This window comes from Paraburkholderia sp. GAS199 (assembly GCF_050436585.1).
Lineage (GTDB): Bacteria > Pseudomonadota > Gammaproteobacteria > Burkholderiales > Burkholderiaceae > Paraburkholderia.
This window is the reverse complement of the sequence record NZ_JBNDMM010000004.1, coordinates 309510-335464: the sequence shown is the minus strand read 5'-3', so window position 1 is coordinate 335464 and position 25955 is coordinate 309510. Positions and strand designations below refer to the sequence as shown.

At 62.8% G+C, this 25955-nt stretch carries 17 protein-coding genes and 2 tRNA genes; 11 read left to right on the top strand and 8 right to left on the bottom strand.

Going from position 1 to position 25955, the window contains the following annotated elements; all coding sequences use genetic code 11:
- The first annotated feature begins 93 nt into the window (after positions 1-93).
- From P3T18_RS18355 to P3T18_RS18330, 6 genes are all read left to right on the top strand, one after another.
- A complete protein-coding gene (locus P3T18_RS18355; RefSeq protein WP_429301592.1) occupies positions 94-1074 on the top strand; it encodes a DUF1839 family protein in 981 nt (326 codons plus the stop codon).
- A gap of 30 nt (positions 1075-1104) precedes the next feature.
- A complete protein-coding gene (locus P3T18_RS18350; RefSeq protein ID WP_429301380.1) occupies positions 1105-3717 on the top strand; it encodes a glycosyl hydrolase 2 galactose-binding domain-containing protein in 2613 nt (870 codons plus the stop codon).
- Between the two features lie 632 nt (positions 3718-4349).
- Positions 4350-5084, top strand: a complete 735-nt coding sequence (locus P3T18_RS18345; protein ID WP_408498792.1) for a Crp/Fnr family transcriptional regulator — start codon at positions 4350-4352, stop codon at positions 5082-5084.
- 35 nt (positions 5085-5119) lie between these two features.
- Positions 5120-6514, top strand: a complete 1395-nt coding sequence (locus P3T18_RS18340) for an undecaprenyl-phosphate glucose phosphotransferase (protein ID WP_429301379.1) — start codon at positions 5120-5122, stop codon at positions 6512-6514.
- A gap of 2 nt (positions 6515-6516) precedes the next feature.
- Complete coding sequence (locus P3T18_RS18335; protein ID WP_429301378.1) at positions 6517-7470, top strand: glycosyltransferase family 2 protein; 954 nt, start codon at positions 6517-6519, stop codon at positions 7468-7470.
- A gap of 119 nt (positions 7471-7589) precedes the next feature.
- Positions 7590-9983, top strand: a complete 2394-nt coding sequence (locus tag P3T18_RS18330; protein WP_429301377.1) for a polysaccharide biosynthesis tyrosine autokinase — start codon at positions 7590-7592, stop codon at positions 9981-9983.
- A gap of 379 nt (positions 9984-10362) precedes the next feature.
- Here P3T18_RS18330 and P3T18_RS18325 read toward each other — a convergent pair whose 3' ends face one another.
- Positions 10363-10785 carry a helix-turn-helix domain-containing protein gene (locus P3T18_RS18325; protein WP_429301376.1) on the bottom strand — a complete coding sequence of 141 codons (423 nt, stop codon included), beginning with the start codon at positions 10783-10785 and terminating at the stop codon, positions 10363-10365.
- A gap of 365 nt (positions 10786-11150) precedes the next feature.
- Complete coding sequence (locus tag P3T18_RS18320; protein ID WP_429301375.1) at positions 11151-12368, bottom strand: glycosyltransferase family 4 protein; 1218 nt, start codon at positions 12366-12368, stop codon at positions 11151-11153.
- Between the two features lie 168 nt (positions 12369-12536).
- On the opposite strand from P3T18_RS18320, the gene P3T18_RS18315 reads away from it, so the two are divergent.
- A complete protein-coding gene (locus P3T18_RS18315) occupies positions 12537-13805 on the top strand; it encodes a glycosyltransferase (protein ID WP_429301374.1) in 1269 nt (422 codons plus the stop codon).
- Positions 13806-13885: 80 nt separating this feature from the next.
- Here P3T18_RS18315 and rpiA read toward each other — a convergent pair whose 3' ends face one another.
- Positions 13886-14581, bottom strand: coding sequence for a ribose-5-phosphate isomerase RpiA (gene rpiA, locus P3T18_RS18310; protein WP_429301373.1), 696 nt, complete (start codon positions 14579-14581; stop codon positions 13886-13888).
- Between the two features lie 185 nt (positions 14582-14766).
- Between rpiA and P3T18_RS18305 the strand changes: the two genes are divergently transcribed.
- Positions 14767-15282, top strand: a complete 516-nt coding sequence (locus P3T18_RS18305; protein WP_429301372.1) for a hypothetical protein — start codon at positions 14767-14769, stop codon at positions 15280-15282.
- 96 nt (positions 15283-15378) lie between these two features.
- Here P3T18_RS18305 and rlmB read toward each other — a convergent pair whose 3' ends face one another.
- Positions 15379-16131: a 23S rRNA (guanosine(2251)-2'-O)-methyltransferase RlmB gene (gene rlmB / locus P3T18_RS18300; protein ID WP_429301371.1), complete on the bottom strand. Its 753-nt coding sequence runs from the start codon at positions 16129-16131 to the stop codon at positions 15379-15381.
- A gap of 175 nt (positions 16132-16306) precedes the next feature.
- The gene (gene rnr / locus P3T18_RS18295; protein WP_429301370.1) at positions 16307-18814 is read right to left on the bottom strand and encodes a ribonuclease R; all 2508 of its coding nucleotides are present in this window, start codon (positions 18812-18814) and stop codon (positions 16307-16309) included.
- A gap of 318 nt (positions 18815-19132) precedes the next feature.
- Between rnr and P3T18_RS18290 the strand changes: the two genes are divergently transcribed.
- Both P3T18_RS18290 and P3T18_RS18285 read left to right on the top strand, forming a co-directional pair.
- Positions 19133-19219: transfer RNA gene (locus P3T18_RS18290), tRNA-Leu, on the top strand.
- A gap of 228 nt (positions 19220-19447) precedes the next feature.
- Positions 19448-19534 (top strand) — tRNA-Leu (locus P3T18_RS18285).
- Positions 19535-19721: 187 nt separating this feature from the next.
- Here P3T18_RS18285 and P3T18_RS18280 read toward each other — a convergent pair.
- The 3 genes from P3T18_RS18280 to P3T18_RS18270 all read right to left on the bottom strand — a co-directional run bounded on the left by P3T18_RS18280 (position 19722) and on the right by P3T18_RS18270 (position 24140).
- On the bottom strand, positions 19722-21926 hold the full coding sequence (locus P3T18_RS18280; RefSeq protein WP_429301369.1) for an OsmC domain/YcaO domain-containing protein: 2205 nt from the start codon (positions 21924-21926) through the stop codon (positions 19722-19724).
- Between the two features lie 351 nt (positions 21927-22277).
- The gene (locus tag P3T18_RS18275) at positions 22278-23609 is read right to left on the bottom strand and encodes a chloride channel protein (RefSeq protein ID WP_429301368.1); all 1332 of its coding nucleotides are present in this window, start codon (positions 23607-23609) and stop codon (positions 22278-22280) included.
- 156 nt (positions 23610-23765) lie between these two features.
- On the bottom strand, positions 23766-24140 hold the full coding sequence (locus P3T18_RS18270; protein ID WP_429301367.1) for an MAPEG family protein: 375 nt from the start codon (positions 24138-24140) through the stop codon (positions 23766-23768).
- A 411-nt stretch (positions 24141-24551) separates the two neighbouring features.
- On the opposite strand from P3T18_RS18270, the gene P3T18_RS18265 reads away from it, so the two are divergent.
- Positions 24552-25772: an MFS transporter gene (locus P3T18_RS18265; protein ID WP_429301366.1), complete on the top strand. Its 1221-nt coding sequence runs from the start codon at positions 24552-24554 to the stop codon at positions 25770-25772.
- Positions 25773-25955 lie beyond the last annotated feature (183 nt).

The following is a 25955-nucleotide window of genomic DNA, read 5'->3' as shown; positions in this document are numbered from 1 at the left end:
CCCGTCGCGAAGAACGTTCAAACCGGCGTGCAGGCCGGCGTGCAATCGTCTTTCCCGCTGCGCTCGCGCCTCGACTTGCAGAGCGGCGGCGTCATGCCCTCGCTCATGCCGTCGACGCCGCTTCGTGAGCACGCGCCGCATGCGTTGCATCAGGGCGAACGCGTCTGGCAGGAAACCAATTGCTACGTCGATCTGTGGATCGAATTGCTGCACGGCTTCGGACTCGATCCGCGCGCGGCGCTCGGCTTCACCGTCACGCAGGACTTCGAAGGCGACCAGTTCACCTTCTTCAAGTTTCCGCTCGAAGACCTCGAAAGACTGTACGGCATTCAGGTGCAGGAACTCGCGATCTACGACTCGCTCGAAGCGCGCGTGCTCGCACAAACGCAACGCGGCCATACGGTGCTCGTCGAAGTCGACGGCTTCTACCTGCCGAATACACGCGCCACGTCGTACCGGCGCGAGCATCCGAAGACCACCGTGGGCATCGATTTCATCGACCCGGCCGCGCGACGCCTCGGTTATTTTCACAACACGGGCTATCACACGCTCGACGGCGACGACTACGACGGCGTGTTCCGCAAGCTGCCGCAATTTGCGCAACAGCCCGATCTGCTGTTCCCGTACGTGGAATTCGCCAAGCAGGCGCGTCCGGCGCTGGAAGGCACGGAGCTCGCCGAAGCGTCGGCGGAAATTCTGTGCGCGCACTTGAGCCGCCGTCCGCTCGGCAATCCGGTTTCGCAATGGCGTGCCGCGTTTGCCGCGCATCTCGACACGCTGCTCGAACGCGGTGAGCCGTTCTTCCATCCGTACTCGTTCAACCTGATGCGGCAGCTCGGCGCGAACTTCGAGTTTCTCTCGAAGTATCTGCTGTGGCTCACCGCGCAAGGCTTCGAGATTCCTGCGACGATTCCGGCCGCCGCGCAGAGCATCGCGTCGGAATCGATGGTGATGCAGTTCAGGCTCGTGCGCGCGATTGCCCGCAAACGCCGCGATCTGTGCGAAGACTGCTTCGACGTGCTCGAAAGCGCCTATGAAAAGACGCTGCCGCCGCTCGCCGCCCTGGTGTTGTAAGGCACGCGTATCAAGTCTCAGGAACTCGCCGTGGATGTGCTGACACTCGACGTCGCGCCGAATGCCGACGCGGCCGACGTAGCCCGCTCGATGGGCCTGACCGGCGACATGGGGGCGGCGCAGAACGCGGCCGCCTACGACATCTGGCCGCAGCGGCTCGATTGCGGCTGGCAATGCATCACGACGGCGGCGGGCGCCTGCGCGACGCCCGCCGATCTCGTCGACATGCAAGGCTGGATTGCCGCGCCCGTGCCCGGCACGGTGGCCGGCGCACGACGCGATGCGGGCCTTTTCGACGCCGCGCAGCCCGCCCCGCTCGCCTTCGACGATCACTGGTATCGACTGACCTTGAGCGGCAACGGCACGCGCCGTTTGCGTCTGCACGGCCTCGCGACGATCGCGGAAATCTGGGTGGACGGCGCGAAGCGTCTCGACTCCGATTCGATGTTCGTCACGCACGATCTCGACATCGATCTGCACGAAAACACGAGTCTCGCGATCTGTTTTCGCTCGCTGACTCCCGCGCTCGCCGCGAAACGATCGCGCGCCCGCTGGCGCCCGCGACTCGTCACACCCGCAACACTACGCAACGTGCGAACCACGCTGCTCGGTCATATGCCCGGCTGGTGTCCGTCGATTCATGCCGTGGGACCCTGGCGTCCCGTGGAATTGCTGAGCGGCGCACCGCATGCGATCGATTCGATCGATCTGAAAACCGGACTCGACGGCGACGACGGTATTGTTTCGCTCACGCTACGTTTTGTCGATTCGCACGATGCAACCAGTTGCCGCGCCGCGTTGAAATGCGGCGACGCTGTTTCGTCCTTGCAGTGGCATGACGCCCATACATTGACGGGCAGCGTGCGCGTGCCGCAAGCCGATCTCTGGTGGCCGCATACGCACGGCACGCCGAGTTTATATCCGCTGACGTTGCAACTCGATGACGGCAGCGCGACGTCCCACGATCTGGGTGCGGTGGGCTTCCGTCATCTCGACGTGGATCGCGGCGCCGACGGCGCGGGCTTCGCCTTGCGCGTGAACGGCGCAAACGTTTTCTGCCGCGGTGCGTGCTGGACCAGTGCCGATCTCGTCACCCTCGCCGGCACCGAAGCGCAGTTACGTCACGCCTTCGCGCTCGCTCGCGACGCCGGCATGAACATGCTGCGCGTGGGCGGCACGATGGTGTACGAGTCCGATACGTTCTACGCGCTCGCCGACGAGTTCGGCATCATGGTGTGGCAGGACTTCGCCCTGGCGAATTTCGACTACCCGAACGACGCCGCATTCAGCGAGTCGGTGGCGCGCGAAGCCACCCAGTTCATGATGCGCACGCGCCGCTTCGCGTCGCTGGCCGTGCTGTGCGGCGGCAGCGAAGTCGACCAGCAGGCGGCCATGTTCGGCCTGCCGCCCGCGCTGCGAGGTCAGGCGCTCTTCAGCGAACTGCTGCCCTCGCTGGCCGCGCGCGAACGACCCGATGTGCCGTTCGTCGCCAACTCGCCCACCAGCGGCGTGTGGCCGTTTTCGACTAACGAAGGCATCACCCATTATTACGGCGTGGGCGCGTATCAACGTTCGCTCGACGACGTGCGGCGCTCGCAGGTGCGTTTCGCCGCGGAGTGTCTGGCTTTCGCCAACGTACCCGACGATACCACCCTGCACGATGCGCTCGGCACGATAGCCGCGCACGATCCACGCTGGAAAGCGGCCGTGCCGCGCGATCCGGGCGCCGGCTGGGATTTCGACGACGTGCGCGATCATTATCTTCAGACGCATTACGGCGTGGAGCCCGCGCGCCTGCGTTACGAAGACCCCGCGCGCTACCTGGAACTGTCGCGCGCGGTGGTGGCGGAACTGATGACCGACGTGTTCTCCGAATGGCGGCGCGGTGGCTCGGGTTGCGGCGGCGCACTGGTCTGGCAGTTGCAGGATTTGCGGCCGGGGGCCGGGTGGGGCTTGATCGACGCCACAGGACGGCCTAAAAGCGCCCTCCACGGGCTCGCGCAAACGTTGCAACCCATCCAGACGGTCATCACCGACGAAGGCCTCAACGGCCTCGATATTCATTTGCTGAACGAGCGTGCGCAAACCGTGCACGCACAACTGGAGTTGCTGTGTCTGCGCGACGGCGCGGTCAAGGTCGCGTCGGCCAGCCGAGCGGTCGAGCTTGCGCCGCGCAGCGCGCAGCGTCTCGGCGCGGCCGAATGCCTCGGCCAGTTCTTCGACTTCACTCACGCCTATCGCTTCGGACCGCGCGCGCACGACGTGACGATCGCCACGCTGCGCGACGCGACGCATGGCCACGTGCTTGCGCAATCGTTTCACCTGCCCGAGCGGCGTGCGACCGAACGGCACGATCTCGGTCTGAAGGTCAGCGTGCAACGCAACGGCAACGACGACGGCTGGCAACTCGCGATCGAAGCGAAGCGCTTCGCGCGCTTCGTACACATCGTCGATCCACACTATCGCGCCGCACGCGACTGGTTTCATCTTGCGCCAAACCATGTACAGGTGGTGCCGCTTATCGCGCTGGACCAACTCGTTGCACGTACATCGAGTGCGCCGTTTAACTCAGACGCAACAACTTCGACACCGGCGGGTGAGGTGCGGGCCATCAATGCTTTATCCGCCACCTTCTATGGGTGAGTGTCCGACCGATACAGGGAATCCTTCGCAGCCCGCATAAAAGCTCGCGCTGCGCGAATCGTGGTGTCTGGGCTGCAGAATCACTGTCGGCTTTTTCGCGACTTTTGCGACGCCAATAAGTCACACCGTTCGGCAGCGAACCAAGGGCATAGAACACTTCTGAATCAATTCCGGCACATCCCGGACGCGCCCGCGAAACAGGGCGATGAAGCGCGTCGCATAACTGAAACAACCGCCCCGAAGCCTTTACCAGCAACCGTTAAGTCAATCCGATCAAGGACTTGGCGTCGATTGAAAAGGCTATCGCGGCGATAGCCCAGGCACCTGGGGTTGTACAGAATTGAAACAAAAAGACACGTTTGGCTTCGCGCAGTGCTAACGGCAGAATCGTTGCGCCGCACCAGTCCTCGTTTTCCCTATCCCTGGCACGCTCCTCGCTAAAGAGAGATCGCAACACCGCGGCGCCGCTAAAGACATCAACAACAATGGCGACGACGCATAAAGGCCAATACGGGGCCGGTCCTGTTCATCCTTCGCTGCTCGCCAGGCAGCACGTCGTTATTTAAAGGATGCAGGCATCGGGTCAAAAAACAGGAAGTCACGCAGAGCGCGACTTCACGCGAGGACCGATCATGTTGACACTTCAATCAGATCTGCACGGCAACCATTTGCTCGGCGCATTGCCGTCCCATGAATGGCAGGCGCTTGCCCCGCATCTCGAACTCGTTCATCTGCGCACCGAACAACTGCTGTGCGATTCCGGTCAGCGCATTCATCACGTGTACTTCCCGACCACCGCCATCATTTCCATGCTCTCGACGATGGAAGACGGCAGCTCGGTCGAAATCGCGGCAGTGGGCCGTGAAGGCATGACCGGCGTGCCGGTGCTCACGGGCGGCGAAACCATGCCGAACCGCGTACAGGTGCAATCGGCCGGCTTCGCTTACCGTATGAGCGCCCAGGCGCTGAAACAGCACTTCGCCCGCTCCGACTTTCTGCGCCGCCTGATGCTGCTTTACATGCACGCCCTGCTCACGCAAGTCGCGCAAACGGCTGCCTGCAACCGCCACCACGCGCTCAACAAGCAACTGTGCCGCTGGCTGCTGATCGAAGTGGACCGCGTGGCCTCCAACGACCTGACGGTCACCCAGCAACTGATCGCCGACATGCTCGGCGTGCGCCGCGAAGGCATTACGGAAGCGGCCGGCAAGTTGCACGACGAAGGCCTGATTCACCATAGCCGCGGACACATCAAGATTCTCGACCGCAAGGGCCTCGAAGCGCGTGCCTGCGAGTGCTACGGCCTCGTGAAGCGCGAATTCGACCGGCTGCTGCCGCGTCTGCGCCAGGCTGAAGCCGTCGAATAAGAACGGCGTTTCCTTCGACTACCGGGTAGATCCAAATGTTCAGGAATACTGCGCGATTCCTCGACGCACTCTTTGTGATTGCGGGGGGATTGCTCGCTCACTGGATGCGCTTTTCTCCGCCGATTGCCTTATCGGATACCGAGCGCCTGCTGATCGCATTCAATTGCGTGCTGGTACTGCTGCTCTTTCCAGGCTTCGGCGTGTACGACACCTGGCGCGGCAAGGCCTTGCCCGCCATGCTGGCGCGCGTTGCCGCCGCGTGGATGGTGGTGGTTGCCACCGCGCTGGTGCTGGCTTTCACGCTGCATCGCATGGATGCGGTTTCGCGCCTGTGGTTCGGCTATTCGACGCTGATTTCCGGCGCCCTGATCGTGGTGACGAAGTGTCTCGTGCACGTCGCGCTGCGCAGCGTCCGGCGGCGTGGCATGAACTATCGCACCGTGGCTATCGTCGGTGCGCCGGGTTTCGCCCGCACCTTGCTCGCGCATCTCGAAGGCGCACCGCAAGCCGGCTTCAAACCCGTCTTCGTGCTCGACACGAGCGACCCGACCGCAAACGGCCCCGGCACCTTCGGCGCGCGTCTGAACCGCCTGCCAGTGCTGACCGATCTGAACGCCTTCGCCTCCCGGGTGCGCGACGAACGCGTGAACGAAGTGTGGCTGGCGTTGCCGCTCTCGGAAGAACATACGATTTACCGGTTCACGCGCATGTTCCGGCATGACTTCGTGAATCTGCGTTTCATCCCGGACGTGCGCAGCCTTTCGCTGTTCAATCACGCCATGGTCGACGTGGTCGGCCTGCCGACCATCAACCTGAGCGCGACACCGCTCTCGCCGCCGCAGATGTGGCCCAAGCTGATGTTCGACCGGCTGTTCGCCGCCACTGCCCTGCTCGCGCTCGCACCGGTGTTCATCGTGCTGGCGGCCGCGATCAAGGCAACCTCGCCGGGACCGGTGTTTTTCCGGCAGACGCGCAAGGGTGTCGACGGCCAGCCGTTCGCGATCTACAAGTTCCGTTCGATGACGGTGCATCAGGAATCGCACGGCACGCTCACGCAGGCGACGCGCAACGACGCGCGCGTCACGAAGATCGGCGGCTTCATGCGCCGCACCAGCCTCGACGAACTGCCGCAGTTCCTGAACGTGCTGCTCGGACAGATGTCGGTGGTCGGTCCGCGTCCGCATGCGCTCGAACACGACGATCTCTACAAGGATCAGGTGTACGGCTACATGCACCGCTATCGCATCAAGCCCGGCATCACCGGCTGGGCGCAGGTCAACGGTTATCGCGGCGCGACCACCAAGGTGGAAAAGATGGAAGCGCGCGTCAAGTTCGATCTGTTCTATATCCACAACTGGTCGTTCTCCTTCGACATGAAGATCGTGCTCATCACCATCTTCAAGGGTTTCATCAACCGGAACGCGTTTTGACCATGCCAACTCGGGAAACGCCCGTGAAAGTCTCCGTGATCGTGCCGACCTACCGGCGCACCGTTGATCTCGCTCGCTGCCTCGCCGCGCTCGACGCGCAACGCCGCCGTGCCGACGAAGTGATCGTGATCGCGCGCCACGACGATTACGCCACGCTCGACTGGCTGCGCACACGCGAAGCCAGCCGCCCCGATACGCGCCTGTGGCTCGTGCTCGTGCAGACGCCCGGCGTGGTGGCCGCCTATAACCTCGGCATCGAAAGCGCGAGCGGCGACGTGCTCTGCTTCACCGACGACGACGCCGCCCCGCATCCCGACTGGATCGAGCGGATCGCGCTCGCCTTCGAGAACGACGCAGCGCTCGGCGGTCTCGGCGGACGCGACATCGTGCACGAACGCAACGGCATCCTGCAGGGGCAAAAGCCGCGCGTGGGACTGGTGCGCTGGTATGGCCGCGCCATCGGCAATCACCATATCGGTCATGGCGGCCCGCGCGAAGTGCAGGTGCTCAAGGGCGTGAACATGGCGTTTCGCCGCGAAGCGATCGGCACCTTGCGCTTCGACGCGCGACTGCGCGGCACCGGCGCCCAGGTCCATTGCGAAATGGGCTTCAGTCTCGACATCGAACGGCGCGGCTGGACCCTGATTTACGACCCTTCGCTGCTGGTGGAGCACTTCCCGGCTCAACGCAGCGATGAAGACCAGCGTTTTTCATTCAACGACGCGGCTTTCTATAACGCGTCTTTCAATCTCCGACTCATCATGTGCGAATACCTGACGCCACCCGGCCGATGGGCGTTCGTCGCTTACTCGACGCTGATCGGCGATCGCGCGGACCCGGGGTTCCTGCGTGCATTGTCGTTGGCATTCGAACGCGGCGGCGTGGCACTTGCGCTTCGCAAATGGCGAGTCGGTTTACGCGCGATGCGCGGGGCATGGCAGGAAGCGGCGCGCTAACCCAATACAGCGCTGCTTCACGCGAGGGACCAAACGATGACCATCAAAACGATTGCCGCCAGGCTCGCGGCCGTATCTCATTGCGCCCGTCAAGCGCAGTTCCGTGACGGAGTGACGCCATGAGTACCTATGACATGCTGGACCACCGACCGGCGCCCGCCAGCGACGAAGACGCCGTGATGCGCGACATGCTGCGCGTCGTACTCGAACAGATCTGGTGGGTAGTCGGCATTGCCGCCTGCGTGATTCTCGCGGCCGTGCTCTACACGCGCGTCGCCACGCCGATCTATTCCGCCGACGCCCTGCTTCAGGTCGACGCGCAAACCGGCAACAACGCGCCGCCGCAGAACACGCCCTCGGTCGTGCCGCAGTCCGGACCGGTGCAGACCGACGCGGAAATTGAAATCATCAAGAGCCGCGCGGTGGTCGAGCCGGTGGTCGAACAGTTCAAGCTGAACTTCAGCGCGACCGCGAAGACCATGCCGGTGCTCGGCAAGATCTCCGCGTTGTTCGCGCGTCCGGGTCATCCGCTCGGCGCGGGCTTCGGCATGCGTTCGTATGCATGGGGCGGCGAGCAGTTCGCGGTCGACTCCATCACCGTGCCGAAATCGCTCGAAGGCACGCGTCTGACGCTGCGTGCGCTCGGCGACAACCGCTACGAAGTCACCGACCCGTTCGGCGAGCAGCTTCTCACCGGCGTGGCCGGTCAGGAAGCGAGCGGCAACGGTGTCACGCTGTTCGTGAAGACGCTGGTGGCCAATCCCGGCACCGAGTTCTACGTGACGCGCTTCAACCAGCTCGACGCCGTCTCGGCGCTGTCGTCCGGCCTGCAGGTCAGCGAGAAAGGCCGTGACACAGGTGTCGTGCAGCTGTCGTACATGGGCGCCGATCCGCATGCGATCACCGACATCACCAACGCGGTGGCGGCTTCGTATCTGAAACAGCGCACCGAGCGCGCCCAGGAAGAAGCGAGCCGCATGCTCAGCTTTCTGAGCGGCGAACTGCCGCGTCTGCGGGCCGAAGTGAAGAAGACCGAAACGGCGCTGTCGGAGTATCAGTCGCGTGTCGGCTCGGCTTCGTTCCAGCCGACCCAGGAAGCGGGACTCTATCTCGCCGGCGGCCTCGACTACGAAAAGCAGATCGCCGCGTTGCGTATCCAGCGTTCGCAGTTGTTGCTGCGCTTCACGGAAGCGAGTCGCGACGTGCAACAGGTCGACGCGCAAATCGCGGCCATGTCGCGCGAAAAAGCCACGTTCGAAAGCCGCTTCGCCGCGCTGCCGAGTTCCGAGCGCAACGCCCTCGCCTTGCAACGCGACGCGAAGGTTGCCGAAGAAATCTACGTGGCTCTCCTGAACAAAACGCAGGAACTGTCGATCTCGCGCGCCGGCACCATCGGCAACGTGCACATCATCGACAACGCGCTGCTGCCTTCGCAACCGGTGCGTCCGAAATCGGCGCTCATCATTTCGGCGGGCACGTTGCTCGGTATCGTCGGCGGCATTCTGTTCGCAATCTGCCGTCGCACGTTCTTTACCGGCGTGAGCGATCCGGAACTCGTGGAACGCCGCTTCCAGTTGCCGATCTTCGGTTCGATCGCCTTCAGCCCGGAACAGGAACGCAACGACCGGCAGTTGAGCGCCGCGCGCGCCGCGGCCTTGCCGGCGCCACGCTCCACGCCGACGGAAGTGCGCGCCATCGAGTCGAAGGCAGGCGGTCTGATGGGACTGATCCGTTCGCGCGCCACCACGGCCGCCGCGCCGGTAGGCACGCAAACCGTGATCGGTTCCAGCAAGGCGCCGCTGCGCCCGCTGCTCGTGAAAACGCATCCGTACGACACGACGGTCGAAGGTTTGCGCGGCTTGCGCGCCACCTTGCAGTTCGGCCTCGTCGATGCACCCAATCGCGTGGTGGCGATCACCAGCCCGGCGCCGTCCGACGGCAAGAGCTTCCTGTGCGCCAATCTCGCGGCGCTGATCGCGGAATCCGGCAAGCGCGTGCTGCTGATCGACGCCGATCTGCGACGCGGACGCCTCGCGCAATACATGGGACGCTCGCCCAACGGCGGCCTGACGGAACTGCTCACCGGTCAGGTCGATCTGGACGTGGCCGCACGCGCCACCGGCGTGGATGGTCTGCACTTCATCGCCGCGGGCGCTTATCCGCCGAATCCGTCCGAGATTCTGACGTCGGCGCGATTTGGTGAAATTCTCGCGCGCTTCGAACAGGAGTTCGATCTGGTGATCGTCGACACACCGCCGCTGCTGGCCGTGGCCGACGCCGCCGTGGTCGCCAACATCGCGGGTTCGACGGTGCTGGTGATGCGCGCCGGCGCGCACACCGAGGGTCATCTGGCCGAGGCGTTGAAGAAGTTGCGCCGAGCCCGCGCGCGCGTGGTGGGCGGCGTGATGAATGCCGTGCCGCTGAAGAGCCGCAACCGCTACGGCACGTACGATTACGCGTATGCCTATACGTACTCGTCCGCTGATCCGGTCGACCCGATGGCACCGCAATAAGCGGGACGTCGATTAGAAGAACCGCTGTAACGTGAAGGGCTGCGCCGCAATACGGCGCAGCCCTTTTTTTACGTTGGCGTTGGCGTTGGCGGTGCGGACAGGTCCGGTCATGCCACGGCGCACGCGAGCGAAATCGCGCTCATGGCGGTCCGCTCATGAGCCTCGTTATCTGTTACCTGTTACCTGTTACCCGTGATCTGGAAAGAGAAGAACTACGGAACACCCGGCGAGCCATCATAAGCACGCATCGACCCACACACCGGCAACCAGACATCAGCGAATGCGGAACGGAAAAACGACGAATCCGCAGCCGGCCCGATTGCCGCCTGCGGATCGATGAGGACGCGTTGAAAGTACTGGCGAGCAGTACTTTCAAGCTTTAGAGAAACGCGCTGACGTCCGTATGAAAACGCACGGCAAGCGCCTTTGCCACTTTCTTGCTGATGGCCCGGCGACCCGCGAGAATATCGCTCACCACTGTAGGCGACGCGATTCCCATCAGGTCCTTCTGCTTCAGGCCATGCGTCTCCAGCAGATGCCGCAGCACCTCGCGCGGCTCCGCTTTCGGAATGGTCACGTGGCTGATTTCCCAGTTCTCGACCAGATCGCTGACGATCGCGAGAAGATCGGCCAGCGGGTCCTGCTCGTGACCCTTCAGATGATCGGCGAGCGAATTCGCAACCCGCACCATCTGCTGGTAATCCTGCTCGTTGCGAATAGGCGTGAGTGGCAGTTCGGCCTGCAGGCTTGCCCAGGTTTGGGCAATGTCGGGAAAGGCTCCCGGAAGGCGATCGGCATTCATGAGTTTAAATTCTTCCTCGTCCAAAGGTCGTGTTCAGCGTGCGCCGGTACATGGCGCACGAATTACGACTGCCTGTTGTAGTGAATCGCCGCGACGCTCCCGACCACGATGACCGCCCACGTCGAAAGCCGTGTGTGGCGGCGGCACGTCGTCCACGTCCGCGAAGGTCTGCTTCAGGTCGTTATGGGCATACGCGAAGCTCGCCTGCGCCGCCGGACTTCTTTTCAGCGACGCATTGCGAGCACCCGGATGTCTCTTTATTGATTCCAGCGCCGACGTCAGTCGAACCGGTCGAAGCACGGCACCGGAACGAATGACCACGGCCTATTGCAGTACAGCGACAGCACAACCGCACCTTCCTTACTTCAGCGTCCCCAACTGCTTCCCTTCACTGCTTCGCCCGGCCACGCGAGGTCTTCGGTGGAGCGTTCGTATTCGACGCGCTCGCTTGCTCCCGCGCGATAACGCAAACCGGCGGCAGCGATCGTGCGCGTCACTTCGCTCATGAACGCGCGCCGGAAAACCGTCGCCGAAAAACGCTCGGCATTCGCGCGGCAGGCCGCTGCCGTGATCTGGTCGCGCTGCCGCTCGAAGCGGTCGATCGCATCGAGCATCGACACGACCGTCTGGCGTGCGAAATACACGCCGGTCGGATGCGGCTCGCCGATCGGTACCACGGTTTCCAGCGCGCCGCCCTTGCCGAACGCGATCACCGGCGTGCCACAGGCTTGCGCTTCGAGCGCGACGATGCCGAAATCTTCTTCGGCGGCGAACACGAAAGCCCGCGCGCGTTGCAGATAATCCTTGAGTACCTTGAACGGCTGATAGCCGAGGATCGTCACGTTCGGACCGGCCTTCGCGCGAATCGCGGCCATTTCAGGGCCGTCACCGATCACCACGAGCTTGCGGTGCGGCGTTGCGTTGAAGGTGTCGACGATCAGATCGATGCGCTTGTAAGGCACCATGCGCGACGCGGTCAGATAGAAATCGTCCTTCTGCGCGCACACTTCGAAGCGGTGCACGTCGACAGGCGGCGGAACCACGGCCGCGTCGCGCCGGTATGTTTTCATCACGCGTCGCGCGACGAAATGTGAATTGGCGATGAGACGGTCTACACCGTTCGCCGAATGCGAATCCCAGCCGCGCAGATAGTGCAGCAACGCGCGCACGGCCCACGATTTCGGCCCGTGTGTCAGCTTCGCTTCGCGCAGGTACTGATGTTGCAGGTCCCACGCGTAGCGCATCGGCGAATGGACGTAGCTCACATGCGTCTGATCGGGTCCGACCAGCACGCCCTTCGCCACCGCATAAGAGCTGGTGATGATGAGGTCGTAACTGGACAGATCGAACTGCTCGATGGCGAGCGGCATGAGCGGCAGATACGCGCGATAGCGACGCCGAGCGAACGGCAGACGCTGGATAAAAGATGTCGTGACGGGCTTGCCGCCAAGCGGTTTGCGATCGTCGAGAAAATCGACGAGGCTGAAGAGATCTGCATCCGGGAAGCACGCAATGATCTGTTCGAGCACCTTCTCCGCCCCGCCTGGTGCGACGAGCCAGTCGTGCACGATCGCCACTTTCATGTTCCCCCCGACTTATTAGAAACGACCTTTGGTCATGGGAAAGAGTGTATGTGCCGCTTCATTTGTCGTGCGTGCGTATGACCACATTCGACGCGCGACAGTACGCGAATAATGAAGGCTCGCCATTCGCCTGTTGCGAAGCGCTCCATTCATTCACTTCGCCCTTCTATGCGCCCGACTATCGACGCCACACCGCTCGCCCATTCGCTACCGCTCAGCAGCCGTCCCGCCGCGCTCGATCCGTCCGCGCCACCCGCGGCCTCCGCCGCTCACGTGAGCGCGACGCCGAACGTGCTGTTCGTCGATCAGAGCGGACAACTCGGCGGCGCCGAATTCGCGCTGCTGGAGCTGGCGGGAAGCTGTGTGACACGCAGCGAAGTCGTGCTGCTTTCCGACGGCCCGTTCCGTACGCGGCTCGAAGCGATCGGCGCGCGCGTGCAGGTGATGAACGACGCGCGCGTCTCGGGCATCGTGCGGCAGGCGTCGGGGTTGAACTGTCTGCGCGTGGTGCCGGGCATCCTGCGTCAGGTCCGCGCGATCGCGCAGCGCGCGCGTGCATTCGACGTGCTGTTTCTGAACACGCAGAAGGCGCTGGTGCTCGGCGCGCTCGGCAAGCCGCTGCATCGCAGACCAGTGATCTGGTATCAGCACGACATACTGACGCGCGAGCATTTCGGGCGCGCGCAACTGACTGTCGTCAAATGGCTGGTGCGTTTCGCCGTCGATCTGGTGGTGGCGAATTCGCAGGCTTCGGCCAACTCGCTCGCGGCGCTGACGGGCATCGACGTGCAACGCGTGCCGGTGATCTACAACGGCATCGGCGCGGGCGCGTTCGGGCGTTTCGACGGCACCGATGTCGCCGCCCTGCGCCGCCGTCTCGGACTGCCCGAGCAGGCGTGGCTGGCAGGATTGTTCGGCCGCCTCGCGCCGTGGAAGGGTCAGCACGTCGCGCTCGATGCGCTGGCGCGGCTGCCCGACGCGCATCTCGTGCTGGTGGGTGCGCCGCTGTTCGGCGAAGACGCCTACGCGCAGCGACTGCGCGATCAGGCGGCCGCCTTGGGCATCGCCGACCGCGTGCATTTCGCCGGCTTTCAGGACGACGTGCCGGCGTGGATGAAAGCCATGGACGTGATCCTGCACACCTCGACGGAGCCGGAGCCGTTCGGTCGCGTGATCGTGGAAGGGATGGCCGCCGTGAAGCCGGTGATTGCCGCGGCCGCGGGCGGCGTGACGGAAATCGTGCGGCACGGCAAGAACGGCTGGCTGGTGAAGCCGGGCGACGTGGCCGCGCTGGCCGAGGCAATCGGCGTATTGCGCGCCGATCCGTCGATGGCGCAGCGTCTCGCGACGCAGGCGCAGATCGACGCGCATACCGAATTTTCGATGGAGCGCTACGTGCAGCGGATGACGCAGGCCATCGGACAAGCCGCGCGTTGAACGCGGCCTGAAGGAGATTCAGGCCGAGGTCTGGATGCCGTTATACGGCGGCATCCAGCAGGCCTGCTTCGAACAGCCGCTCAATCCTTGCTGTATTCGATCGTCTCGACACCCGTATCCGTGCCGAGCAGACACAGATTCGCGCCGCGACCGGCAAACAGACCGACCGTCACGACGCCCGGCCACGCGTTCACATGCGTTTCCAGCGTGCGCGGGTCGCTGATGCGCAGACCTTTGACGTCGATGATTTCGTTGCCGTTGTCCGTGATGAACGGCACGCCTTCCTTCGTCACGCGCACGACCGGCACGCCGCCGAGCGCCGTGATGCGCCGGCCGATTGCCGTGCGCGCCATCGGCACGACTTCGATCGGCAGCGGGAAGTTGCCGAGCGTGTCGACCAGCTTGCTCGCGTCGGCGATACAAACGAACACGTCCGACACCGACGCGACGATTTTCTCGCGCGTCAGCGCACCGCCGCCGCCTTTGATCATCGCGCCGCCATGGTCGATTTCGTCGGCGCCGTCGACATACACCGGCAGCGAATCGATTTCGTTCAGGTCGAGCACCTTGATGCCGTGCGACTGCAAACGCGCCGTGGTGGCGAGCGAGCTCGACACCGCGCCGCGATAGCGGGCCTTGTTGGCCGCGAGCGCGTCGATGAAACAGTTCGCGGTGGAGCCGGTTCCAACGCCGATCACCGAGCCTTCCGGTACGGTGGCGTTGACATAGTCGGCGGCGGCCTGGCCGACCAGTTGCTTGAGTTCGTCTTGAGTCATGGGGAATGCGGGCGAGCAGTAAAAAACACGAGTTTACCGGAGTGGCGGATGAGTGAGCGGGGAATGGTGCAATTCCGGTCGCCCCATATAGCCAACCTCGCTGCGCTACCTTAATATCCAGGCGTCGCAAGGACATCATTTGGACAGGCTAGCCAGCCTGCGCTCACGTCATTAAAACTATTCCAATGAACCACACACGGACCATTCCTCTTCGCCTGATCGCCACTCTGCTGGCGCTCGCCGCGTCAACCGCCGCCGTGGCCGCAGAGCCATCAGCGCAATCAATAACATCGGCATCGGACGCCGCCTCCGGTGCTGAGCCAGTCGCCTCTACCGGTGCGTCACCACATGTGCCAGTCGACCTGCCGGCCAGTATCGCGAACTTCTGCTTCTTCGCGCACCTTCCGCCTGCCAGCCAGAAATACAAGATCGTCAGGAACCTGAAGATCGGCAAGGGCACCTACGGGAGCGTGGAAGATATCCTTCCGAAAATGGCCGAGGATGCGCAGTTGCGCGGCGCCGACGCAATTGTCGACTACACGGGCTCGCAGCGCTTCGGCTTCTGGCCGTGGCGTATGGTCAGGCCGGTGGTGCGCGGCGTCGCCGTTCAGTGGACAGAACCGAAACAGGCCGATTGCGAATCGATCGGCGGCACAAAACTCAGCACGATCATGGCGACGGGACAAGCGCCGGTGAATTGAGCCAGCAACGCCGAAGCGCAAACCGCAGCCATGTAAACGAAACAGGGCGCGGCGCAGTTTCTCGCTGCCGCCGCGCCCCGCCGCCTGATACCCCGATTACTTCGCCTTGGCCTTCACCGCCCGCTGCCGCACCGCTTCGAACAGACACACGCCCGACGCCACGGAAACGTTCAGGCTTTCCACCGTGCCCGCCATCGGAATCTGCATGACCACGTCGCAGGTGTCGCGCGTGAGGCGGCGCATGCCCTCGCCTTCGGCGCCCATCACCAGCGCCACCGGACCGTCGAGTTCGGTCTCGTAGAGGCTCTTGGTGGCTTCGCCCGCCGTGCCGACCACCCACACGCCCGCGTCCTTCAACTCGCGCAGCGCGCGCGCCAGATTCGTGACGGTGATGTACGGCACCGTGTCGGCCGCGCCGCTCGCCACCTTCGCGGCGGTGGCGTTCAGACCCACGGCGCGGTCGCGCGGCACGATCACCGCGTGCGCGCCGGCAGCGTCGGCCACCCGCAGACAGGCGCCGAGGTTGTGCGGATCGGTCACGCCGTCCAGCACGAGGATCAGCGGCGAGCCGTTGATGCCGTCGAGCAGCTCGGCGAGATTCTGCGCGAGCGGCATGTCGGTTGCGCGCGCCACCACGCCCTGGTGACGCTCCGTGTGCGCGAGACCCCACAGACGCGTTTCGTCGGCCGCGATCAGGCGCACGCCGGCTTCTTTTGCGGCGTGCAGGAATTCGGTCATGCGACGGTCTTTGCGCGTCGCGTCGTAGTAAACCTCTTCGACCGTCGACGCGTCGTGCCGCATACGCGCGGTCACTGCGTGGAAACCGTATAGAACCTTGAGACGTGACATGACTGAAAAACCTTTGATTGAGCGCGCCATGAACGCGCGCTGCTGTGATGAATACGAAACGGCTGAATCTTGCCGGGACAGCGCTCGCGCAGCTTCCCCGCGATGAAACGAAGACCGCGCGCAACCGGCACGTTGCGACGTACCCGATGCGCGCGGTTCAAGCCCTGCTGCAAGCTCAGCGCTTCTTGCGAGCCTGCGTCTTGGATGCCGCCTTGACCGGCGCGCCGTGCTTTCTGGCCGCACCGCGCGCAGCGCGCGCTTCCTTGACCGCCGCGGTTTGTGCCGGCGCCGCCTTCTTGCGACGACCGCCCGCACCCGCGCCCGGCGCGCCGCCCTCGACCGGCGGCAGCGAACGGACACGCGCACCGCCGCTTTCGCCCGACGATTTGTCTGCCAGCGCCGCGCGATTGACCGGCGGTTTGATCGGCGTATCGCGCACGAGGCGGAAATCGATCTTGCGCGCGTCCAGATCGACGCGGCTCACCTGCACCCGCACGCGATCGGACAACCGGTAACGAATGCCCGTACGCTCGCCGCGCAACTCGTTCTTGATCTCGTCGTACTGGAAGTAATCCGAGCCGAGTTCGGTGACGTGCACGAGACCTTCGATGAACAGCGCGTCGAGTTGCACGAAGATGCCGAACGACGTCACGCCGTTCACCATGCCGCCGTACTCTTCGCCGAGCTTGTCGCGCATGAAATAGCACTTCAGCCATGCTTCGACGTCGCGCGAGGCTTCGTCGGCGCGGCGTTCGTTGGCCGAGCAATGCAGGCCGAGTTCTTCCCAGATCGCGACGTTGTTGGCGCGCGCGCGGCCACGCTTCTCTTCGTCGGACTGCTGCATGGCGCGAGCACGCGGCGACAACGCCGTGTTCAGTTCGACGCCTTGCGGCGGCTCGGGCTGATACTTGCGGCCTTGCAGGATCGCGTAGATGGCGCGGTGCGTGAGCAGGTCGGGATAACGGCGGATCGGGCTCGTGAAGTGGGCATACGCCTCGTACGCGAGACCGAAGTGACCGATGTTGTCCGGGCTGTAGACCGCTTGCTGCATCGAACGCAGCAGCATGGTCTGCAGCATCTGCGCGTCCGGCCGCTCGCGGATCTGCGCCATCAGCGCGGCGTAGTCGCTCGCGTGCGGCTTGTCGCCGCCGGCCAGCGAGAGGCCCATGCCGCGCAGGAAGGTGCGCAGATTTTCGAGCTTCTCCGCGGTCGGTCCGGCGTGCACGCGGAACAGACCCGGATGCTTGTTGCGCTTGAGGAAGTCGGCCGCGCAGACGTTCGCGGCGAGCATGCACTCCTCGATCAGCTTGTGCGCGTCGTTGCGCGTGCGCGGCACGATCTGCTCGATCTTGCCTTGCGCATTGCAGACGATGTACGTCTCGGTGGTGTCGAAGTCGATCGCACCGCGCTTCTGACGCGCCGCGAACAGCGACTTGTACACGCCGTACAGGTTCTGCAACTGCGGCAGCAGCGCGGCGCGGCGCGCGGCCTCCGGACCCTTGGTGTTCTTCAGCACCGCGGCGACTTCCGTGTAGGTCAGACGCGCGGCGGAATTGATCACGCCCGGATAGAACTGATACGCCTTCACTTCGCCGCGCGCCGTGACGATCATGTCGCACACGAGCACGCAACGATCCACATGCGGGTTCAGCGAGCACAGCCCGTTCGAGAGCTTTTCCGGCAGCATCGGAATCACGCGGCGCGGGAAGTACACCGAGGTGCTGCGCTCGAGCGCGTCGGCGTCGAGACCGCTTTTCGGCAGCACGTAATGCGAGACGTCGGCGATCGCGACGATCAGGCGGAAGCCCTCGCCGCGTCCGACCTGCACCGGCTCGCAATACACGGCGTCGTCGAAGTCGCGGGCGTCTTCGCCGTCGATGGTGACGAGCGGCACGTCGCGCAGATCGATGCGATGACGCGCGTCGACCGGACGCACTTCGTCGGGCAGTTTAGCGGCTTCGTCGAGCGCGGCCTGGCTGAACTCGTGCGGCACGCCGTACTTGCGCACCGCGATTTCGATTTCCATGCCGGGGTCGTCGATATCGCCCAGCACTTCCACCACGCGGCCAAGCGGCTGCGAATGACGGCTCGGGAAATCGGTCAGCTCGACCACCACCACCTGGCCGACCTTGGCCTTCTTGGTGTTCTGGTTGATCAGGATGTCGTGGCCGATGCGCTTGTCTTCGGGCGCGACGATCAACGCACCGTTCTCGTTGAGCAGGCGACCGATCACACGCTTGTTGGCGCGATCCGTGACTTCGACGATGTGCCCTTCCGGACGCCCGCGACGGTCATAACCGACGATGCGCGCAAGCACGCGGTCGTTGTGCATGACCTTCTGCATCTCGCCGGTGGGCAGGAACAGGTCGTCCTGACCGTCGTCGCGGATCAGGAAACCGTAGCCGTCGCGATGACCCTGCACGCGGCCGGCGACGAAGTTCGAAGGGTGAGTGAGTTGATAGAGATTGCGCTGATCGAGCCGGATCTGGCCGTCGCGCTCCATCGCGCCGAGGCGCTTGAAAAATCCTTCGCGCTCCTGGCGCTTAATCGACAAGGCTTCGGCGATGTCGTTGGCCGCAAGCGGCGCTTCACTGGTGCGCAGGACGCCAAGGATCTCTTCGCGGCTTGGAATCGGATACGGGAATTTGCTCAAGGGCTTGTCGATGATTTTTTCTCGTTGCATGGACGTCGGTCGGCGATGTGGCTCGGCTTAGGAAGCGCATGAGACGCGCTTGAGTTGCACTTGCAAATGACTACTCGGGTCCGGCTCGTTCAAGGCTGAGTCCGACGGGCGTGTGCACCGTTCCAACACACTGCTGCGAGGCATTCTAACACCCGTCTTGCGCGCTACGCGGCCCGTCAATAGTCGCTGTGGCCGAGACGGCGAACATCGCGGGAAGGCTCACGCAGCCTCGTTGTCGGCGCGCTCCGGTAGTTTTTGAGAAAGGCTTGACAGGCCTGATCGGGTCGCTATAATGGCGGTCTTCGTTGTTCATCACCTGCCCAGGTGGCGAAATTGGTAGACGCACTAGGTTCAGGTCCTAGCGGTGGCAACACTGTGGAGGTTCGAGTCCTCTCTTGGGCACCAGATTCAAAAGTAAAGCCGCCTTCGGGCGGCTTTACTTTTAGTGTGAAGCCTTATGGTCGTTCGGGTCTATTTCGATCGCACCATGAGGTGGCAAGACGGTGGTCATGCAGTGAAGTTCGACTTCGCTGAACGACATAACCGGGCGGTAGATAAAGCGCTGTGTAGTTTGCTGGTAGGGATTGACACGCTGCATCATCCCGCTAAAATAGCGGTCTAGCTTGAAAACGTGCCCAGGTGGCGGAATTGGTAGACGCACTAGGTTCAGGTCCTAGCGGTGGCAACACCGTGGAGGTTCGAGTCCTCTCCTGGGCACCATCAGTTGTTCCGGCGTAAGCCGAAGTAGTTCGAGAAACCCCGTAAGATTCAAATCTTACGGGGGTTTTTGTTTTGCACGCGCTTCTTGCGTCACGCCGGCCTCGTCTATCGACGCCAGCGGCATCGCACGATGCACGCCTGAAGTCGCGGACGAACGCCATCGACGCGTCCGTCCGCGACTCACACACTAGCTCAGCACAAGCGCCGCTTTCGCCCTCGCCTGATGCAACTTGCGGTAACTGTCGATCAGACGATGATGCCGGTCGAGACCTTCCAGCTTCATGCTCGTCGGCGTCAGACCATGGAAGCGAACGCTGCCGTCCACCGATCCCATGACCGCGTCCATCCGCGCATTGCCGAACATCCGGCGGAAGGCGGCCTCGTAGTCGTCCATTTCGAGTTCGTCGTCGAGCAGCACTTCCAGCACCACGTTCAAGGCCTGATAGAACAGGCCGCGTTCGACCGTGTTGTCGTTGTACTGCAGGAAGGCGCCGACCAGTTCCTGCGCCGCCTCGAATTGCTGCAAGGCGAGATTGATCAGCAGCTTCAGTTCGATGACCGTCAGCTGACCCCAGTCCGTGTTCTCGTCGAATTCGATGCCGATCAGCGTCGCGATATCCGAGTATTCATCCAGCTCGTTGTTTTCCAGCCGGTCGAGCAAGGCGGTGAGACTCGCGTCGTCCAGACGATGCAGGTTCAGGATATCGGCGCGGAACAACAGCGATTTGTTCGTGTTGTCCCAGATCAGATCTTCGACCGGATAGACCTCCGAATAACCCGGCACCAGAATGCGGCAGGCTACCGCGCCCAGTTGGTCGTACACCGCCGTATAAACTTCCTTGCCCATGCCTTCGAGAATGCCGAACAAGGTCGCGGCTTCCACGGCATTTGAATCTTCGCCCTTGCCCGAAAAATCCCATTCGACGAATTCGTAATTCGCCTTGGCGCTGAAAAAGCGCCACGACACGACACCGCTGGAATCGATGAAGTGCTCGACAAAGTTATTCGATTCGGTCACCGCATTACTGACGAAAGTAGGCGGAGGCAAATCGTTCAGGCCTTCGAAGCTGCGGCCCTGAAGCAATTCCGTCAGACTGCGTTCCAGCGCCACCTCGAAACTCGGATGGGCGCCGAAGGAAGCAAAAACACCGCCCGTGCGCGGATTCATCAAGGTCACGCACATCAGCGGATAAACCCCGCCGAGCGAGGCGTCCTTGACCAGCACCGGAAAGCCCTGATCTTCCAATGCCTGAATCCCGGCCTGAATGCCGGGGTATTTCGCGAGCACGTCGGCCGGCACGTCCGGCAAGGCGATTTCGCCTTCCAGAATTTCACGCTTGACCGCCCGCTCGAAAATTTCCGACAGACATTGCACCTGCGCTTCGGCCAGCGTATTACCCGCGCTCATGCCGTTGCTGACGTACAGATTCTCGATCAGGTTCGACGGGAAATACACCGTTTCGCCGTCCGACTTCCGCACGAACGGCAGCGAACAGATGCCGCGCTCCACGTTGCCGGAATTCGTGTCGTACAGATGCGAGCCACGCAATTCGCCGTCGGGGTTATAAATTTCCAGGCAGTATTCGTCGAGAATGCCGGCCGGCAGCGCATCTTTGCGGCCGGGCTTGAACCAGCGCTCGTTCGGATAATGAACGAATTCCGCATTGGCGATTTCTTCGCCCCAGAATGCACCGCCGTAAAAGTGATTGCAATTCAGGCGTTCGATGAATTCGCCCAGCGCCGACGCCAGCGCGCTTTCTTTGGTCGAGCCTTTACCGTTGGTAAAGCACATCGGCGAATGCGCGTCGCGGATATGCAGCGACCACACATTCGGCACGATATTGCGCCACGATGCGATTTCGATTTTCATCCCCAGGCCGGCCAGAATGGCCGACATATTGGCGATGGTTTGTTCCAGCGGCAGATCCTTGCCCGGAATATAGGTGCTCGCACCGGCTTCGGGCTTGAGCGTCAATAGGGACTGGGCATCGGCATCGAGGTTTTCGACTTCTTCAATGACGAATTCCGGTCCGGCCTGCACCACTTTTTTTACCGTACACCGCTCGATGGAGCGCAAAATACCGCGGCGATCCGCTTCCGAAATATCCGCCGGCAATTCGACCTGAATCTTGAATATCTGCTGATAACGGTTTTCCGGATCGACGATATTATTCTGCGAAAGACGGATATTTTCCGTGGGGATATTTCGGGTGTTGCAGTACAGCTTCACGAAATAAGCCGCGCACAAAGCCGACGAAGCCAGAAAATAATCGAACGGACCCGGCGCCGAACCATCGCCTTTATAGCGGATCGGTTGATCGGCCACGACAGTGAAGTCGTCGAATTTGGCTTCGAGACGTAGCTTGTCGAGAAAGTTGACTTTGATTTCCATGATGGAATCCTAAAAACGGTGCTCGAAATAATGAAGCCGTCATATCCATCGTCAGGTCCGGTTTTCCGAGACCCGAATGCCACGATTTCCTCAAACATTCGTCGGAATGCGAGAACGATCCGGCAGCAATCCAGAACATAACGCCCGGCAAAAATAGGGCTGAATAGGCAACCGCTAGCAAATGATGTTTCCCGGCGCGAATTCTACTCTCCTGCGATCGTCGATCGAGGGTCGCAGAGGCGAATCGACCGCAAATCTGCGCGGCCAATGGGCGCTCAAAAAGGAAAAGGCCTTGCAGGCATTGCCCGCAAGGCCGTCGATGTCCAATGCCGGACGCCGGTTACACGGCCCTCACGGCACGTTGCCCGCTCCGCCCCAGCCGAATCCGAAACTGTTCTGCAAGGCGGGCGCCCATTTCACGCACGCCTGGTAAGCCAACACCGAGCCGCCCACCGCGAGCAGCACGGGAATCAAAAAGTCCTGACCGACGCGCGTGAATTCGAAGACCAGCACGACGGCCGTCACCGGCATCTGCATCGACGCCGCGAGGAACGCCGCCGCGCCGACAATCGCAAACGCACCGACGGACGCCCCCGGCCAGACCATGCTCCAGACGCCGCCGAGCACGATGGCCAGCAGCGCGCCATTGGCGAGGCCCGGCGTCAGCAAGCCGCCCTCGGCGCCCGCGCGCAGACTGCTCGCGGTGATCACGACCTTCAACACCAGCAGCGTGGCCGCGAGGCTCATGCTCAAGCCGCCGTCGAACGCGAGGCCCGCAGGCCCTTTGCCGTTGCCGAGCAACTGCGGAAAATGCATGGCCAGCACGCCGATGATCGCAAAGTTCAGCACGGACAACACCGGCAAGCGCCAGTCTTTCGGCGCCTGAGCGCGCGAACGCTTCATGAGCGACGTGAAGGCCCATGCGGCGGCGCCGAACAGCGGCCCACACACGACCGACCACACCACGAGCGACATATCGGACGTCATGGCCGGCACGACATACTGATGCTCGTTGCCCAGACCCGCCTGCGCCACCAGTGCCGCCACCGCCGACGTCACCACCGCCGGCACGAACGCCTTCCAGCCGAACGTGCCGAGCAGCACTTCGAGCACGAACACGGCGCCGCCGAGCGGCACGTTGTACACCGCGGCGAGACCCGCGCCCGCGCCGCACGCCACCATGATGCGGCTGTCCGCGACCGACAGACCCGCGCGCCGCGAAAGCCAGCCGGCCAACGCGGACCCGATCTCGCGCGGCGCCACCTCGCGCCCGAGCGGCGAACCGAGCGCCACCGTCACGATCTGCAGCAGCGCATGCACCGTCGTGCTCAACACCGGCATGCGCGGATCGTCCGACTTGATGGCCGCGCGAATGCTGACGAGCGGCCGGCCGAATCGATACAGCGCCCACCACCCGAGGCCCGCCACCAGTCCGCCAACGACCAGCACGATCACGCGCCGCTCCGGCGACGCATCGGTCACGCCCTGCAGGAAGCTCTCGCTGCTGATGAGATGCGCCGCGCCGTAGCCGTACGCCAGATGCTGAATGCCGTGCAGCAGCAAAGCGAGCAGCATGCCGCCCAGACCGGCGCCCACTCCCGTCAATAAAGTGACGACAGCGAGCGCTGTCAAGGGACTGCGCTCACGGCGGACCGGCTTCGTAGTGATGGATTTGACTGACATGACGCGTGCTCTGCCGGAAATCGAAGGAATAACGGACAGAATAGGAAGCACTGCAACATGAGTCAAATTGATTTTTCTGCTCGACTGATGCGCAAACAGCATATAAGGCGCGAAACCACGGTCCACATGCGCTGCACGCGGGCCAGGTGCGTCGACTCAGGCGGCCGAGACGAAGAACATCGACACCACGCACGCCACGCCGACGAACCAGACGAGCGAGCGCAGCGACGCGAGATTCGCCACGTACAGGACGCCGTGCAGCACACGCGTGACCACGAAGGTGATCGCCAGCCAGTTGATCCATTGACTCGCGCCGCCCGCCTGCCCCGCCACGACGATCGCCGCCGTGAACATGGCCAGCGCTTCCCAGGCGTTCTGATGTGCGGCCTGCGCGCGGCCGCGCCAACCGTCGAGACCGGCGAGATACGCGCGCGGCGTGCCGTTGTCGTAATGCCGGCTGGCTTTGGCCAGCACGGTCCATGTAAATGGCAAAAGCGCAACGATCAGCAGGCAAAGATGCGGAACGGTCATGCGTGGATCTCCCTTTTTTGTTGATTTGGCAGCGGATGACGAGCCGCTTTTATACCGGCGCCTTCGCGCCGCGGCCACCGGATTTCAGGAGTAACCCTTCTAGCCGCCACGTAAAAACCACCGCATTCAAAACCTTTTCGCCGACCTAATCCGGTAACAAATTCGCATTACAAATGACGAATCGAGCTGCAAACATAATCAATACAATAATTACATTAAGCCGACATAAACCATGCATTGGAATTAAGCATGAATTTTGCTGTCGGGATTAATACGGATAAAACCCCGTTCATTCATGCAAGCGTTTAACAGTCGGCGTACACTGCCTCGAAGCCCGCGCCACGGGGCGCACGGGGTTGCAAAGCCGCCCGTCGTCGAACACGGGTATTCGGAGACTCAGGAGAACAATCAATGAGCTGGACACGGGAACAGAGAAACGTCACGATCGCGGCCTATCTCGGCTGGACGCTGGACGCATTCGATTTCTTTCTAATGGTGTTCGTATTGAAAGATATCGCAGCGGAATTCAATACGAAAATACCGGCGGTCGCCTTCGGCATTATGTTGACGCTCATGATGCGCCCGGTCGGCGCATTGATCTTCGGCTGGCTTGCCGACAAATACGGGCGCCGTCCCACGCTGATGGTCAACATCGCGTGCTTCTCGCTGCTCGAACTGCTGTCCGGCTTTTCGCCCAATCTCACCACCCTGCTCGTGCTGCGCGCCCTGTTCGGCATTGCGATGGGCGGCGAATGGGGCGTCGGCGGCGCACTGACCATGGAGACCGTGCCGCCAAAGTCGCGCGGCATCGTGTCGGGTCTGCTGCAGGCCGGCTACCCGAGCGGCTACCTGCTCGCTTCGGTGGTGTTCGGCGTGTTCTATCAGTACATCGGCTGGCGCGGCATGTTCTTCGTCGGCGTGCTGCCGGCGCTGCTCGTGCTCTACGTGCGCGCTCACGTGCCGGAATCGCCCGCCTTCAAGACGCTCGAAAAGAAGGAGCGTCCGGGCCTCGTCGCCACGCTGAAGCAGAACGTCGGCCTCTCGCTGTACGCCATCGTGCTGATGACGGCCTTCAACTTCTTCTCGCACGGCTCGCAGGATCTGTATCCGACCTTCCTGCGCATCCAGCATCAGTTCGACGCACACACGGTCTCGCTCATCACGATCACGCTGAACGTCGGCGCGATGTGCGGCGGTCTGTTTTTCGGCTGGATCTCGGAGAAGATCGGCCGCAAGCGCGCCATCTTCATCGCGGCATTGATCGCGCTGCCGGTGCTGCCGCTGTGGGCTTTCTCGTCCACGCCGGTGCTGCTCGCAGTCGGCGCGTTCCTGATGCAGATTTCCGTGCAAGGCGCCTGGGGCGTGATTCCGGTGCACCTGAACGAAATCTCGCCCGACGAAATTCGCGCGACCTTCCCCGGTCTCGTGTATCAACTCGGCAATCTGATCGCGTCGGTCAACGGTCCGTTGCAGGCGAGCGCGGCCGAAGCTCACGGCAACAACTACGCGCTCGTCATGGCCGTGGTGATCGGCGTGGTGGCGGTGGTGATCGCGGCGCTGATTCCGTTCAGCCGCGAGCGTCGCGGCATCGATATGACGCAGTCGGCGAAGCAGGTGGCGGCACAGCTTTAAGCGTTCGAACTAAACAGCTATTTTGCTAACGCGATATCGTGCACAATAGCTGCAAACGCGGCTCGAACCGCAGGCGTCGGCAAGACGCATAAAAGCAGCAGTACGCAAGGCCAAACACGGTAACAAGCAATACGAGGCCGTTCCGATTTTCATCGGAACGGCCTTTTTTATTGTCCGCGATTT

Coding starts and splice junctions, on each gene's coding strand:
- P3T18_RS18345 (WP_408498792.1), top strand. CDS start 4,350: ATGTTGACACTTCAATCAGATCTGCACGGCAACCATTTGCTCGGCGCA.
- rpiA (WP_429301373.1), bottom strand. CDS start 14,581: ATGACTCAAGACGAACTCAAGCAACTGGTCGGCCAGGCCGCCGCCGAC.
- P3T18_RS18315 (WP_429301374.1), top strand. CDS start 12,537: ATGCGCCCGACTATCGACGCCACACCGCTCGCCCATTCGCTACCGCTC.
- P3T18_RS18355 (WP_429301592.1), top strand. CDS start 94: ATGCCCTCGCTCATGCCGTCGACGCCGCTTCGTGAGCACGCGCCGCAT.
- P3T18_RS18270 (WP_429301367.1), bottom strand. CDS start 24,140: ATGACCGTTCCGCATCTTTGCCTGCTGATCGTTGCGCTTTTGCCATTT.
- P3T18_RS18265 (WP_429301366.1), top strand. CDS start 24,552: ATGAGCTGGACACGGGAACAGAGAAACGTCACGATCGCGGCCTATCTC.
- P3T18_RS18275 (WP_429301368.1), bottom strand. CDS start 23,609: ATGTCAGTCAAATCCATCACTACGAAGCCGGTCCGCCGTGAGCGCAGT.
- P3T18_RS18305 (WP_429301372.1), top strand. CDS start 14,767: ATGAACCACACACGGACCATTCCTCTTCGCCTGATCGCCACTCTGCTG.
- P3T18_RS18320 (WP_429301375.1), bottom strand. CDS start 12,368: ATGAAAGTGGCGATCGTGCACGACTGGCTCGTCGCACCAGGCGGGGCG.
- rnr (WP_429301370.1), bottom strand. CDS start 18,814: ATGCAACGAGAAAAAATCATCGACAAGCCCTTGAGCAAATTCCCGTAT.
- P3T18_RS18330 (WP_429301377.1), top strand. CDS start 7,590: ATGAGTACCTATGACATGCTGGACCACCGACCGGCGCCCGCCAGCGAC.
- rlmB (WP_429301371.1), bottom strand. CDS start 16,131: ATGTCACGTCTCAAGGTTCTATACGGTTTCCACGCAGTGACCGCGCGT.
- P3T18_RS18340 (WP_429301379.1), top strand. CDS start 5,120: ATGTTCAGGAATACTGCGCGATTCCTCGACGCACTCTTTGTGATTGCG.
- P3T18_RS18335 (WP_429301378.1), top strand. CDS start 6,517: ATGCCAACTCGGGAAACGCCCGTGAAAGTCTCCGTGATCGTGCCGACC.
- P3T18_RS18325 (WP_429301376.1), bottom strand. CDS start 10,785: ATGAATGCCGATCGCCTTCCGGGAGCCTTTCCCGACATTGCCCAAACC.
- P3T18_RS18280 (WP_429301369.1), bottom strand. CDS start 21,926: ATGGAAATCAAAGTCAACTTTCTCGACAAGCTACGTCTCGAAGCCAAA.